The 13684-nt window shown below is 37.7% G+C and carries 11 protein-coding genes and 1 other annotated feature; of the genes, 6 read left to right on the top strand and 5 right to left on the bottom strand.

Translation table 11 applies throughout. The annotated features are described in order from the left end of the window. The first annotated feature begins 14 nt into the window (after window positions 1-14). Window positions 15-1187, top strand: a complete 1173-nt coding sequence (locus IGK96_RS02720; RefSeq protein WP_000195429.1) for an IS256-like element IS256 family transposase — start codon at window positions 15-17, stop codon at window positions 1185-1187. Between the two features lie 207 nt (window positions 1188-1394). Here IGK96_RS02720 and leuS read toward each other — a convergent pair whose 3' ends face one another. Both leuS and IGK96_RS02710 read right to left on the bottom strand, forming a co-directional pair. Further along, window positions 1395-3809 (bottom strand): leucine--tRNA ligase, encoded by a 2415-nt coding sequence (gene leuS / locus IGK96_RS02715; RefSeq protein WP_002364766.1) that lies wholly within the window; start codon window positions 3807-3809, stop codon window positions 1395-1397. 120 nt (window positions 3810-3929) lie between these two features. Then, window positions 3930-4162: a binding site (T-box leader), on the bottom strand. Between the two features lie 50 nt (window positions 4163-4212). Further along, window positions 4213-6426 carry an autolysin gene (locus tag IGK96_RS02710; protein WP_048947686.1) on the bottom strand — a complete coding sequence of 738 codons (2214 nt, stop codon included), beginning with the start codon at window positions 6424-6426 and terminating at the stop codon, window positions 4213-4215. Between the two features lie 316 nt (window positions 6427-6742). Between IGK96_RS02710 and IGK96_RS02705 the strand changes: the two genes are divergently transcribed. The 5 genes from IGK96_RS02705 to IGK96_RS02685 all read left to right on the top strand — a co-directional run bounded on the left by IGK96_RS02705 (window position 6743) and on the right by IGK96_RS02685 (window position 10791). Then, window positions 6743-7402: a DUF1700 domain-containing protein gene (locus IGK96_RS02705; RefSeq protein WP_010713859.1), complete on the top strand. Its 660-nt coding sequence runs from the start codon at window positions 6743-6745 to the stop codon at window positions 7400-7402. Then, window positions 7402-8427, top strand: coding sequence for a DUF4097 family beta strand repeat-containing protein (locus tag IGK96_RS02700; protein WP_002366219.1), 1026 nt, complete (start codon window positions 7402-7404; stop codon window positions 8425-8427). The genes IGK96_RS02705 and IGK96_RS02700 overlap by 1 nt, the downstream gene beginning before the upstream one ends. Window positions 8428-8593: 166 nt before the next feature. Beyond that, entirely contained in the window at window positions 8594-9244 is a 651-nt protein-coding gene (locus IGK96_RS02695; RefSeq protein ID WP_002355669.1) for a phosphatase PAP2 family protein, read from the top strand. A 15-nt stretch (window positions 9245-9259) separates the two neighbouring features. Next, the gene (locus IGK96_RS02690) at window positions 9260-10228 is read left to right on the top strand and encodes a TIGR01212 family radical SAM protein (RefSeq protein WP_002355668.1); all 969 of its coding nucleotides are present in this window, start codon (window positions 9260-9262) and stop codon (window positions 10226-10228) included. Beyond that, entirely contained in the window at window positions 10228-10791 is a 564-nt protein-coding gene (locus tag IGK96_RS02685; protein ID WP_002355667.1) for a class I SAM-dependent methyltransferase, read from the top strand. Before IGK96_RS02690 ends, IGK96_RS02685 begins: the two co-directional genes overlap by 1 nt. 57 nt (window positions 10792-10848) lie before the next feature. On the opposite strand, the gene IGK96_RS02680 is transcribed toward IGK96_RS02685, so the two are convergent. The 3 genes from IGK96_RS02680 to IGK96_RS02670 all read right to left on the bottom strand — a co-directional run bounded on the left by IGK96_RS02680 (window position 10849) and on the right by IGK96_RS02670 (window position 13345). Then, window positions 10849-11517 carry an ABC transporter ATP-binding protein gene (locus IGK96_RS02680; protein WP_002363221.1) on the bottom strand — a complete coding sequence of 223 codons (669 nt, stop codon included), beginning with the start codon at window positions 11515-11517 and terminating at the stop codon, window positions 10849-10851. Between the two features lie 4 nt (window positions 11518-11521). Then, window positions 11522-12601 carry an ABC transporter permease gene (locus IGK96_RS02675; protein WP_002373458.1) on the bottom strand — a complete coding sequence of 360 codons (1080 nt, stop codon included), beginning with the start codon at window positions 12599-12601 and terminating at the stop codon, window positions 11522-11524. A gap of 138 nt (window positions 12602-12739) precedes the next feature. Beyond that, the gene (locus IGK96_RS02670) at window positions 12740-13345 is read right to left on the bottom strand and encodes a TetR/AcrR family transcriptional regulator (protein WP_002355664.1); all 606 of its coding nucleotides are present in this window, start codon (window positions 13343-13345) and stop codon (window positions 12740-12742) included. Between the last annotated feature and the right edge of the window lie 339 nt (window positions 13346-13684).

Genomic DNA, 13684 nt, shown 5'->3' with positions numbered 1-13684 from the left:
AGGAGGACTTTTACATGACCCAAGTACATTTTACACTGAAAAGCGAAGAGATTCAAAGCATTATTGAATATTCTGTAAAGGATGACGTTTCTAAAAATATTTTAACAACGGTATTTAATCAACTAATGGAAAATCAACGAACAGAATATATTCAAGCAAAAGAATATGAACGAACAGAAAACCGACAAAGTCAACGAAATGGCTATTATGAGCGCAGCTTTACGACACGTGTAGGCACGCTAGAATTAAAAGTACCCAGAACACGTGATGGCCATTTTTCACCCACAGTGTTTGAACGTTATCAACGAAACGAAAAAGCCCTCATGGCTTCAATGTTGGAAATGTATGTATCAGGCGTTTCAACTCGTAAAGTATCAAAAATTGTGGAAGAACTTTGTGGTAAATCCGTCTCTAAGTCCTTCGTTTCTAGCTTAACAGAACAGCTAGAACCTATGGTTAACGAGTGGCAGAATCGTTTATTATCAGAAAAAAATTATCCTTACTTAATGACCGATGTACTCTATATAAAAGTACGAGAAGAAAATCGAGTACTCTCAAAAAGCTGTCATATAGCGATTGGAATAACCAAAGATGGCGACCGTGAAATTATCGGCTTCATGATTCAAAGTGGCGAAAGCGAAGAGACCTGGACAACATTTTTTGAATACCTAAAAGAACGCGGTTTACAAGGTACGGAACTCGTTATTTCTGATGCGCACAAAGGATTAGTCTCTGCCATTAGAAAATCCTTCACCAACGTAAGTTGGCAAAGATGCCAAGTTCACTTCCTAAGAAATATCTTTACCACCATTCCTAAAAAAAATTCAAAATCTTTCAGAGAAGCTGTTAAAGGAATTTTTAAGTTCACAGATATTAACTTAGCGCGTGAGGCTAAAAATCGATTGATTCATGATTATATCGATCAACCAAAATATTCAAAAGCTTGCGCATCATTGGATGATGGATTCGAAGACGCCTTTCAATATACCGTACAAGGAAATTCCCACAATCGACTAAAGAGTACCAATCTAATTGAACGACTGAATCAAGAAGTACGCAGAAGAGAAAAGATTATTCGCATCTTCCCCAATCAAACATCAGCCAATCGCTTAATTGGAGCCGTTCTTATGGACCTACATGATGAATGGATTTATTCTTCAAGAAAATACATCAATTTTGATAAGTAGAAATGGTAAAAACATTGTATAGCATTTTACACAGGAGTCTGGACTTGACTTTTCTTATTTTTATAAAAAATAAATAATGCAAGGAAATTGTAACATGAAATATCCTATTCATTCTTATATAAATTTCCGATAGTCTCTAGCTAGAAACTATCGGAAATTTCATATGAGTATAAATGAATATTACTAGTTAGTATTAAAATATATAACTTAATTTGCAACAATATTTACTAATTTATCTGGAACAGCAATCACTTTGCGCACTGTTTTTCCTTCAATAAATTCTTTAACAGCTTCATGGTTCATTGCAATTTGTTCTAATTCTTCTTTGCTTAACCCACGAGCGACATTTTGTTTGCCACGTAATTTTCCGTTCACTTGGAAAACTACTTCCACTTCATCTTCTACTAAAGCCGCTTCATCATAGGTTGGCCAAGGGACATAAGTTAAACTTTCCTCGTTACCTAAAATTTGCCATAGCTCTTCACCAATATGTGGCGCGATTGGCGCAAGTAATTGGACAAATCCTTCCACATATTCATAAGGTAAGGCATCCACTTTATTGGCTTCATTCACAAAAACCATTAATTGAGAAATCGCTGTATTAAAGTGCAAGTTTGCCATATCTTCTGTCACTTTTTTAACCGTTTGATGATAAACTTTCGTTAAACGGCCATCATTAATTGTGGTAATTCGGTCACGCATTTTGCCTTCTTCATCAACAATCAGACGCCAAACGCGATCTAAGAATTTACGACTTCCTTCTAAGCCATTTTCATTCCAAGCAATGGAAGCATCTAATGGGCCCATAAACATTTCATAAAGACGTAACGTATCCGCACCATATTTAGCCACCACATCATCGGGATTTACAACATTGCCACGTGATTTAGACATTTTTTCGTTGTTTTCTCCTAAAATCATACCTTGGTTGTATAATTTTTGGAAAGGTTCTTTGGTAGGAACCACACCAATATCATATAAGAATTTATGCCAAAAACGAGCATAAAGTAAATGCAACACCGCATGTTCGGCACCACCAATATAGATATCAACTGGTAACCAACGTTTTAATTTTTCAAAATCAGCAATTTCATTTTTATTATGAGGATCAATGAATCGTAAGTAATACCAAGAGCTTCCAGCCCATTGTGGCATAGTATTCGTTTCACGTTTTCCCTTCATGCCAGTTTCAGGGTCGACGACATTGACCCATTCATCAATGTTTGCTAATGGCGATTCCCCAGTTCCACTTGGGCGAATATCCGATGTTACTGGTAAACGTAGAGGTAACTCAGATTCAGGAACCGTTGTGGTTGTTCCATCTTCCCAATGTATCACAGGAATTGGTTCACCCCAGTAGCGTTGACGAGAGAATAACCAGTCACGTAAACGATAAGATACTTCTTTTTTCCCTACGTGATTTTCTTCTAGCCACTCATTCATTTTAGCGATGGCTTCTGCTTTGTTTAATCCATTTAAGAAATCAGAATTGATATGCGGTCCATCACCTGTATAGGCTTCTGTTGTAATGTCGCCACCTGCGATTACTGGTAGGATATCAATGCCAAATGTTTTCGCAAATTCGTAATCCCGTTCATCATGCGCTGGGACCGCCATGATTGCGCCTGTGCCATAGCTTGCTAAAACATAATCGCCAATCCAAATTGGAATTTCTTGGCCATTGACTGGATTTATCGCATACGCACCTGTGAAAACACCTGTTTTTTCTTTTGCTAAATCCGTTCTATTTAAATCAGATTTTTTTGAGGTTTCTTCAATATATGCTTCTACAGCTGCTGTTTGTTCAGGTGTCGTAATTTTTTTCACTAGTTCTAGTTCAGGAGCTAGAACAGTATAGGTTGCACCGAACAAGGTATCAGGACGGGTTGTAAACACCGTGAAACTTTCTTCTGTACCAGCGACTTTAAAGGTCACATTGGCTCCTTCAGAACGTCCAATCCAATTTCGTTGCATATCTTTAATACTTTCTGGCCAATCAACAAGCTCTAAATCTTCTAATAAGCGATCTGCATAAGCAGTAATTTTCAGCATCCATTGACGCATTGGTCGGCGAACCACATCATAACCGCCACGTTCACTTTTTCCATCAATGACTTCTTCATTTGAAATAACAGTTCCTAGTTCAGGTACCCAGTTAACCGCAACTTCTGCTTCATAAGCTAACCCTTTTTCATATAATTTTGTAAATATCCATTGTGTCCATTTGTAATATTCAGGATCAGTGGTATTAATTTCGCGATTCCAATCATAGCTGAATCCTAATGAATTAATTTGGCGACGGAATGTTTCGATATTTTTCTTAGTAAATTCAGCTGGGTCATTTCCTGTGTCTAACGCATATTGTTCTGCTGGCAAACCAAACGCATCCCAGCCCATTGGATGCAACACATTATAGCCTTGCGCACGTTTCATACGTGAAAGAATATCGGTTGCTGTATAGCCTTCCGGGTGACCTACATGTAAGCCTTGTCCAGATGGATAGGGAAACATATCTAGTGCATAAAATTTTTCTTTATTTGGGTCGTCCAATGTATTGAAACAATTGTTCTTAGCCCAATATTTTTGCCATTTTTTCTCAATCTCTTTGTGATTGTAGCTCATGTTATTCCTCCTAGTAATATAAAATTTTTCATTCTTAAAATTTGCCACCTGCAGCCATTGTCACTATTCTGACTTAAACTAGCCACTTAGTGATAAAAAAAAGTCCTATAGGAAAAAGTCCTATAGGACGTGAACATACAAATGCAACGTGGTACCACCTAAATTCGTCAAAGAAACGGTCAGTCACCGTCACCTTAACCTCAAACGTCTTAACGATCGTCACCGACTTTTCCTACTTGGTTTGTTCAAAAAAGTAACTTAAAGGCGAGTTCAAAAGCTTCTGTACGTATTTCCACCAGCCATACGCTCTCTATCACATGGTTCTTTCTACTATTCCTTCTCATTGTTTTTTTCTATTATAAGACTCATGTTACCAAAGATAGCTATTTTTTTCAATCTTAAATTAACCAACTTTTAAAGTTTGACCAATATAAATTGTATCCCCGCTTAAGCCATTTAATTGTTTGATTTTTTGGATGCTGATTCCGTATTGCATTGATAAGCCCCAAAGTGAATCACCGCTTTTAACTGTATGGCGTTTGCCTGATGCACTATTTGTTGAAGAAGCATTGCCACCTGCAGAAGCGCCTTTTTTCACGATGATTGTTTGACCAGCAAAAATTAAATCGCCTTTGATCCCGTTCCATGAACGTAGATTAGCAACACTCACGCCAAACTGTGCAGAAATTTTATTCAACGTATCGCCTGATTTAATCGTGTAAGATGTTGTCGCACCGCCACCATTATTCGTAGGCTTGTTCGTATTCGTTGAACCTGAGTTAGCGCCTTTTTTCACGATAATCTTTTGACCAGCAAAAATCAAACTACCGCTGATGTTATTCCAGGCTTGTAAGTTAGCCACACTAACACCGAATTGTGCAGAAATTTTGTTCAAGGTATCCCCTGATTTAATCGTGTAGTACGTATTCGTTCCTGATTGATTATTGTTAGAACCACCATTGCTTGAGCCGCCGGTGTTACCTGAAGTACCTTTTTTCACAATAATTTTTTGACCAGCGAAGATTAAATCGCCAGAGATGCCGTTCCATGAACGTAAATTAGCAACGCTCACACCATATTGCGCGGCAATTTTGTTCAAGGTATCGCCTGATTTAATTGTGTAATACGTATTCGTTCCTGATTGATTATTGTTAGAACCACCGCTGCCTGAGCCACCAGTGTTACCTGAAGCACCTTTTTTCACGATGAGCTTTTGACCAACGAAAATTAAATCGCCAGAGATGCCATTCCATGAGCGTAAATTAGCAACGCTCACGCCATATTGCGCGGCAATTTTATTCAAGGTATCCCCTGATTTTACAGTATAGTACGTGTTCGTTCCTGATTGATTATTGTTAGAACCACCGTTGCCTGAGCCACCAGTGTTACCTGAAGCACCTTTTTTCACGATGAGCTTTTGACCAACGAAAATTAAATCGCCAGAGATGCCATTCCATGAGCGTAAATTAGCAACGCTCACACCATATTGCGCGGCAATTTTATTCAAGGTATCTCCTGATTTTACAGTATAGTACGTGTTCGTTCCTGATTGATTGTTCGAGCCGCCTGTTCCTGGATTAACTGTTCCGCCCCCAGTATTTCCACCAGAAGATGGTGTATCATATTGAGTTAAGTTATATGCGGTAATGACATTATTTAATTTAGCATTGTAGCTAGGATCTGTCGCATAACGACCTGTTAACCAAGCAGTTGCATCGCGGTACGAACTTGTATTGCTTTTCCAAGCCCCAGCATAATAGTAAACGCCCGCTTGGAAAGAAGTTGTTTTTAGCACGTGCGCATTATCTTGGAATGATTCCATGTAAGAAGGATATTTACGGAAAGGTTCTTTTTTCACTAACCATTTACCGTTTAAATATTCCCATGTATCCATATAGACAGATTGTCCATTGTAGCTGCCTTTAATCCCAAATAAGTTATAGTTTGGTGCCTTAGATAGCGTACTTGCTCCCCAACCACTTTCAACGATTGCTTGAGCCATCATCACTGATGCATATAAATCATTGGCTTGCGCAATAGGTTGTGCACAACGAGCTAACTCGGCAATAAATTCTGAAGGACTTTGCGTCGGTGATAACGCTGAAAAAGTTTGCGCAGAAGCTACTCTAGCTTCTGGTACTTTTACTTCATCATCGGGTGTAACCGCAGGCGCTGCTTCAGACTCGGTTGCTGAAGGAGCTACTGGCGTAATTTCTGCTACTGAAGAATCAGTCGTTCCTGATTCCACAGGTGTAGTTGAATCAGCTGTTGGTTGCTCGGTACTTGGTGTTGTTGGTGTTTCTTTTGATGATTCAGTTGTCGATTCAGTCGTTGTTGACGAATCCGTTGTCGGTTGTTCCGTAGTTCCCGGCGTAGTTTCTGTTGTTGGTGTCTCTACTAAGCCAGTTTCCGTAGTAGGTGCTTGGGCAACTTCCGCATTTGTTGGCTGTTCTTCTGTTGCCTCAGCAGTCACTGGTAGTAACGCAACGGGCGTTCCTACAGATGAAACAATTAACGCCGAGCTGAATAAAGTAGTGCTCTTCTTCCATTGTACTGGCGTTTTCTTTCTTTGTTGTGCTTTCCTTCTTTCGATACGTGACATTGATTCTTTCTTCATTGATACGTCCCCAACTTTCCTTTTTTAACTTATATGTAAATGTAATTTTTTAGTTTTGTTATTATAACAAGTATACCTTTTTTTCTGGCGAATTAAAAACACTTCAACAAAATTTCATATTACTGTAACTAGATTGTAAAGAAGTAATGTTTTTTAACATGGATTTCCTCTCTTGTTACTACTCGGAAAAAAACTGCGACTTTAGTTGTAGACGCTTCTTTACCTTAGTCTGATTTTTTTAATTCCTCTTGTTATTCGCTCAAAAAGAAATTATAGTTTAAGATGAGAAATGAATCGTGTAGAAAGAGGGAGCGGAATGAATAAAGAACATTTTATTATTGAGCTGAAAATTTATTTAAAAGCATTAAATCCAAAAGATCAAGCTATTATTCTTGCGAAATACAAGGCGTTATTTGATGCTCGTGTTGCGGAAGGCGAAACAGAGGAACAAGTGGCAAAATCATTGGGGAAACCACGGGTTATCGCAGAAGAAATTTTAAAAGAACAAGGCATCGAATTGACGGAACGAAAAATTGAAAATAATGGCTGGCAAGAAATTCCAGCGGCTACACCTGCTTATGATCATCCCTATGAAGAAGAATCTGAATTTTACTATGATAATGATTCTCCATACTATCAACGACCACAGCATCGGCCACTAACCCGATTTTTCCAAGTGCTTGGTATTTTCTGTTTAAATTTTTTCTTCATGTTTTGGGTTATTTTAGGGATTGCCTTAATGTACGTCGGTTGTGGCATTGCCGGAGCTGCAACTTTATTTTCACCAATTTATGGTATTTATAGTGTTATTGCCCAAGCAAATGCCGCTTCCTTTTTCCAATTATCTATGAGTCTCTTTTTATTTGGTGCATCAATCATTGGTTGGTTACTGTTTCTACCAATTTTAAAATTTTCAGCACATGTCTTTAAGCGTTATTTCCAATGGAACATTGCTGTTTTACGAGGTGATATCTAATGAAAAAAACAACAGGGATTCTCTTATCCATTGCTGTCTTAGCGATGCTAATTGGTGGATCTGGCGCCGTCTATTATTACAAGCAAGCGGAAAAATCAGTCACGCCGCTAAAAGAAAGTTATACACTAAAAAATAAACAAGCAGGCGAAGAACTTCACTTATCCTTAAAAGGCAAAGGCCCTTATACCATTTATAAAACTGATAGTAACAAAATGGGATTACGATCACCGAATAATGCCTTTTATTCAAAAGCTGAAGGCACCTTAGATGTCAAAGAAGAAAAAAATAAAATAACAGCAACCATCAATACCACTCGCACACAAAACCAACCCGAATTGTCATTCTTTAATATTGGTATTTTTAGTGACTTCACACCGAACGTGAGTGTCCAGATTCCTAATAATGTGAAAAAGTTAGTAATTGATGGCTCAACCCATTCACAAGTTTCATTGAATGCTTTTAACGTAGACGAATTAACAACTAATCTACCAAATTCTTATGTTAGTCTATCGGGTGTTAAAGCCAAAAAAATGACGCTTAACTCTTCAGATGGTATCTACCTTTCAGCGGATACTTCCGCTAAAAAAGCAACAGTTGAAACCACTGACGGCGATATAACGTTGGATTCAGCCTATTTCGATGAAATCAAAAATACTACTATTTCTGGTGATATTCGAGTGCAAAATGCTCGTGGAAACATCCAAGCAACAACGACAGATGGCGATATTAGCGTCTATGATTTCAAAGGAGAAGCTAACTTTTCAAGTGAAAATGGTGATTTTTCTTTAGACATGCCTGCTGTGCCTAAAAAATTAACTGTCGCTCTTGTCCATGGAGATATTTATGTAAATTCTGGAGAAATTTTGCGTAACATTTCAATCAAAGGGGAATCAAAATTAGGCGATGTTCAACTTTTAAACAAAGAGCGAACATCTTATAAGAATGGTCGTGCGGATACAGAGTTTAACCTTTCTAGCGAATTCGGCGATATTACCGTTGATACTCCTGACGACGATAATCAATAAACATGGCCATTAAAAAAAGTTCTGGCAGCACAATCTCTCATTGTGGTGCCAGAACTTTTTTAATATCTGTATCCCCTCTAATCAGGCAATGAAATTATCTTTTAATTTTTTACCCTTTTGATGGTATAATACGGATTGTTGCGATTAAATTTTGAAAGGATTTTTTATGAAAAACAAACTTTATTATCAATTTGCAGGTAGTTGTTTTCTTTTAGTATTTATGTTTTTAGGCTATGTTGTTCGTTTTTATCCAACCTGGCTCAAAGGCTTTGATCAAACAATTACTTCTTTTGTTCGTCGTCCTTTTCCACAGCTAAATAACTTTTTTATTTGGTACACCAAATTTGCCAATTCATTGACGATTATCATCTTAGCGATCGTTGTCATTGCTCTATTTATTGTTTGGAAATATTATGCTGAAGCATTATGGCTCTTTATTAATACTGCCTTAATTGCTGGCGTAGGTAATTCTTTATTAAAATTATTCTTTATGCGCCAACGTCCTACTTTGGAGCATTTAGTAACTGAACATACGTATAGTTTTCCTAGCGGACATGCTGTAGGAAGTACCTTGTTCTACGGCACTATTTTATTGATTCTGCCAATTTTCATTAAAAATAAAACGGTCCGCCTTTGTGTGCAAATTTTACTAGGTATTGGGATTTTCATGATTGGGGTTAGTCGAATCTATTTAGGTGTCCATTTCCCTAGCGATATCTTAGGTGGTTTTTGTCTTGGTTTAGCTTGGTTGTTATTAAGTTACCCTATTTATTTAGAAAAACGCTTTGTTTGGCGATTTCAAAGCAAACAACGCTAGAAAGAAGTCTTGATTATGCAAATTTTTCCTTATTCAGATGATCCAAATAAACGCTATCACACTTGGAACTATGCACTTCGTCAACAGTTTGGTGAAAAGATTTTTAAAGTGCCAATTGATGGTGGCTTTGATTGCCCCAATCGTGATGGGACGGTTGCCAAAGGTGGTTGTACGTTCTGTAGTGTTTCTGGCTCAGGCGACATGATTGTTGCACCTAGCGATCCCCTGCCGCTTCAATTTCAAAAAGAAATCCAATTGATGCATCAAAAATGGCCAACTGTCGATCAATACATTGTTTACTTCCAAAATTTCACCAATACACATGCGCCAGTTGACGTTATTCGTCATCGGTTTGAACAAGTAGTCAATGAAAAAGGCGTCGTTGGTTTATCCATTGGTACCCGTCCTGATTGTTTGCCTGATGAGGTGGTGAACTATTTAGCCGAATTAAATGAACGCTTTTATTTATGGGTAGAGTTGGGTTTGCAAACCACGTTTGAGGAAACTAGCGCTGCCATTAATCGCGCGCATGATTATCAAACATATCTAGATGGTGTGGCTAAATTACGGAAACACGGGATTCGGGTCTGTACACATTTAATTAACGGGCTACCTGGGGAAACACCTGCCATGATGCGCGAAAATGTGCGGCGAACTATTCAGGATTCAGATATCCAAGGGATTAAACTGCATTTACTTCATTTAATGACAAATACCAAAATGATGCGGGATTATAATGAAGGACGCTTACAATTGATGAGCAAAGAAGCCTATGTTTCAGTGATTTGTGATCAGTTAGAAATGATTCCACCCGAAATTGTTATTCATCGCTTGACAGGCGATGCTCCCTTTGAAACAATTATCGGACCGATGTGGAGTTTGAAAAAATGGGAAGTCCTCAATGCGATTGATGCGGAAATGAAACGCCGCAACAGTTATCAAGGAAAATATACTGTCATTTCAGGAAAGGAAGTTTTCAATTAATGCTACAAACAGCCCTACATTTTAGTCACCAACTTTTAAAAGAAGTGGTGGAACCTGGCGACTTCGTCATTGATGCAACAATGGGAAATGGTCATGATACAGCATTCTTAGCAGAGCTGGTTGGCCCTTCTGGTGAAGTTTTCGCCTTTGATATCCAAAAAGAAGCGTTGATCAATACAGAACAAAAGTTAACAGAACTTAATTTACTCCCACAAACTACGTTATTTCCATTAGGACATGAACATCTTCATGCTGTCCTAGATGAAGAAACAGAAATCACTGCCGCTATTTTTAACTTAGGCTATTTACCTAAAAGTAATAAGGAAATTATTACAAAACCCGCTACGACTAAACAGGCGTTAGATGGGTTACTGCCTCATTTGGTAAAAGGAAGTCGCATTATTTTAGTCGTTTATTATGGCCACGAAGGTGGTTCAGAGGAACTTGATTTGGTCACGAATTACACGCAAGCCTTACCACAAGATGTATACAGTGTCTTACGTTATGAGTTTATCAATCAAAAAAATCAGCCACCTGTTCTTTTCTGTATTGAAAAGAAATAAGAGAACATGATCGGATTGTCTCTAGCAATCCGACCATGTTCTCTTTTATTTGTTTTGTTACTCTGTCAATTCACCATCACGAATACGAACCACTCGATCACAGTATTTCAACAAACGCTCATCATGTGTCACCATGATAATTCCTTTATCTTTCTCTTTAGCCTCTTTCGCTAGTAATTGGACAACATCAAACGCCTTTTCTGTATCTAAACTAGCCGTAGGTTCATCTGCCAAAATTACGTCTGGCTCATGATACAATGCACACGCAATGGCTACCCGTTGTCTTTCCCCACCAGAGAGATCACGAGGATAACTATTTCGTAATTCTTTTAACCCCAACGTCTCTAACAATTGCTCTTTTAATTCACTATTTTTACGTGACTTATCAACTTTTTCAATTAAGTGAAATTGATCTTCCACTGTTAAAAATGGCACCAAATTAGAGCTTTGTAAAATAAAGCCGATTTTTTGAAAACGTTGCGCCAAACGTTGTTTTTTCGTTAACTTATTTAGTGATTGCCCGCCAACAATGACTTCACCACTTGTCGGTGCCTGTAAACCAGCTGCAATCGTTAAAAAGGTACTTTTACCAGAACCAGAAGGACCAATTACTGCGACAAATTCACCTGGCTGAACCGCAAAAGATAATTCTTTTAACGCGATCACTTCTGTATGTTTTTCACCATATTTTTTATAAATATTTTTCATTTCTAAAACATTTGCCATGTCTCTAACCTCCAATCGCGATTAACGGATCAATTTTAGCAATCGTTCGAATTGAAAATGCCCCGCCAATTAATGCAGATAAAATCAATAGTACACTAAACAAAATCATGCGTGGTCCATTAGTTGCATAAGGCATCGCTTCTGGTAAAAAGAGCACGGTAATTCCCGTTAAAGCAAGACCAATCGCCACTCCTAGAACAGCCAATAAAGCGGTTTGTAGCATGACTGCCTTTGCTAAGAAACTAGTCGGCACCCCTTGAACTTTTAAGACACCGAACATTGCTGTTTTCTGTAAAGTCATCACAAAGATAAAAATACCGATAATGAACGCTGCAATCACAATCAAGAAATAAATCATGCCATCCAAGGTCAAGTTTTGAGCGCTGTATCCTGGCAGTTTTTCAATAAAATCTGAAATTGAAAGAACTTGGCTGTCTTTATTAGTCGTTTTAACTTCCGTGTTGTCCTTGCTGCGAACAATGAAACCATTAACCATTTTGGCCATTGCTGGATTGTCACCATATTTAATTGACCGCCAAGTATCCAGAGAAGTGTAAATAACTGGCACAATGTTATAGCTACTTTTAGAAATAAAGCCGACAATTTCTAATTGCTCATCATATTTCCCTGCAGTTAATTTGTCGCCAATTTTAAATCCTTGATTTTTCAATGTTTCTGAAGCAATCACTTGATTTTTATCAGTAAATGCGTTTCCTTCAATCACTTTTGGCATTAAAAAACTTTCTTTTTCAATCCCAAATAAGCTAACATTCGTTAATTCAGCCTTTTTGTCATCTGCTGGGCGGATGGCTAACGACTGTTGACCAATCGGTGCAATTTTGCCTCCTGAAATCGTTTCTTTCACGTTCTCATCTAACACTGATACATTTAAATTACTATTGGCCTCTTTTGATAAAACCACTTGATTCGCTTGCCATTGATCTACCGCTAAACGATTTCCTTGAGCTAAACCGTTCGCTAAACCTGACAAAATAAAAATTAACCAAGCAATCAAGACCATTACTAAAACTACAAGGACGTACCGTCCTTTTGAATACTTCATTTCATTAAATCCTAAAAACATGAATGGTTCACCTCTTTCTTCTTTTCGAAATAAACTATATCACTTATCAATCGATAAATCAATAATTATTTATCGATTGATAAGTGAATTTTACAAAAAAATAGAGAAGTCTGTTTTTCAACAGGGCTTCTCTATTTTTTATTTGTGACTTTTCAGAACGCCATGTAGCATAAATTGAATAAATTTTTTGACATCGTCATCCACTGTTTTTCGCTGGTACGTTTTTTCAATACTTAATAATGCACTAACGTTATATAAAATAAACCGAGTTGCATCATCTACACTGATGCCCTCTTGTAAGCAATTGGTTTCAGGTTCACTTTCAAAAATAGCCGCAATATTATTGATATAGGTTTTTTTGAAAATTTGATACAGCGTACGATTGTAATCAGGGCCCATTTCTTGAAACATGTCGTTCAACATTAAGAAAAGATTGGTCGGATGTTCATCTAACAAAACTTTGATTAATTGATAAAGTTTTTCTTCTACTGATGCATTTCCAGAAACAATTGGGACTAATTCTTCCTGAACACGGGACGTTAATTCTTCAATCACAGCTAAATACAGTTCTTTTTTATTTTTAAAATGGTGATAGAGATTCGGTTGGGTAATGTTCGCTTTTAAAGCAATTTCACGAGTGGAGGTATTTTTGAACCCCTTTGTCATGAATAATTCAGAAGCGACAGACAAAATAATTTGCCGTGTACGTTCTAAATCAGCTTTGCGTTTATTTGGCTTTTCCATGGTTTTCTCGCCCCCTGCTGCTTTTTATTTTAGCATATTCTCCGGCAAGAAACGAGAGACCTTTATACAAAAAACGAAAAATATACAATCAATGTGCCTGCTATTTGGAGAAGAATCGCGCAATAATACCACCGCTGCAGATGTATCAGCCAGCCTTTTTCGCCCCCAAAATAAATCAACCACTGCAGTCCAGATAAAAAACTATTAGCCAACAACCAAAAAAGCAGCGCCGATTTTGTCCATCGATTCTCTCTGAATACACTCAGTACAAATAAAGTATTTAGCACCAAAAACGTGCGCCGTAATTGCCGTACATTCCTCATTTTTCCATTGATATTT

The sequence above is a fragment of the Enterococcus sp. DIV0682 genome, from assembly GCF_051712685.1.
GTDB classification, from domain to species: domain Bacteria; phylum Bacillota; class Bacilli; order Lactobacillales; family Enterococcaceae; genus Enterococcus; species Enterococcus faecalis.
Note: the sequence above shows the minus strand (reverse complement) of the source record. Positions and strands in the feature narration are given on the sequence as shown.

Coding starts and splice junctions, on each gene's coding strand:
- IGK96_RS02690 (WP_002355668.1), top strand. CDS start 9,260: ATGCAAATTTTTCCTTATTCAGATGATCCAAATAAACGCTATCACACT.
- IGK96_RS02685 (WP_002355667.1), top strand. CDS start 10,228: ATGCTACAAACAGCCCTACATTTTAGTCACCAACTTTTAAAAGAAGTG.
- IGK96_RS02705 (WP_010713859.1), top strand. CDS start 6,743: ATGAATAAAGAACATTTTATTATTGAGCTGAAAATTTATTTAAAAGCA.
- IGK96_RS02720 (WP_000195429.1), top strand. CDS start 15: ATGACCCAAGTACATTTTACACTGAAAAGCGAAGAGATTCAAAGCATT.
- IGK96_RS02680 (WP_002363221.1), bottom strand. CDS start 11,517: ATGGCAAATGTTTTAGAAATGAAAAATATTTATAAAAAATATGGTGAA.
- IGK96_RS02710 (WP_048947686.1), bottom strand. CDS start 6,426: ATGAAGAAAGAATCAATGTCACGTATCGAAAGAAGGAAAGCACAACAA.
- IGK96_RS02695 (WP_002355669.1), top strand. CDS start 8,594: ATGAAAAACAAACTTTATTATCAATTTGCAGGTAGTTGTTTTCTTTTA.
- IGK96_RS02675 (WP_002373458.1), bottom strand. CDS start 12,601: ATGTTTTTAGGATTTAATGAAATGAAGTATTCAAAAGGACGGTACGTC.
- leuS (WP_002364766.1), bottom strand. CDS start 3,809: ATGAGCTACAATCACAAAGAGATTGAGAAAAAATGGCAAAAATATTGG.
- IGK96_RS02670 (WP_002355664.1), bottom strand. CDS start 13,345: ATGGAAAAGCCAAATAAACGCAAAGCTGATTTAGAACGTACACGGCAA.
- IGK96_RS02700 (WP_002366219.1), top strand. CDS start 7,402: ATGAAAAAAACAACAGGGATTCTCTTATCCATTGCTGTCTTAGCGATG.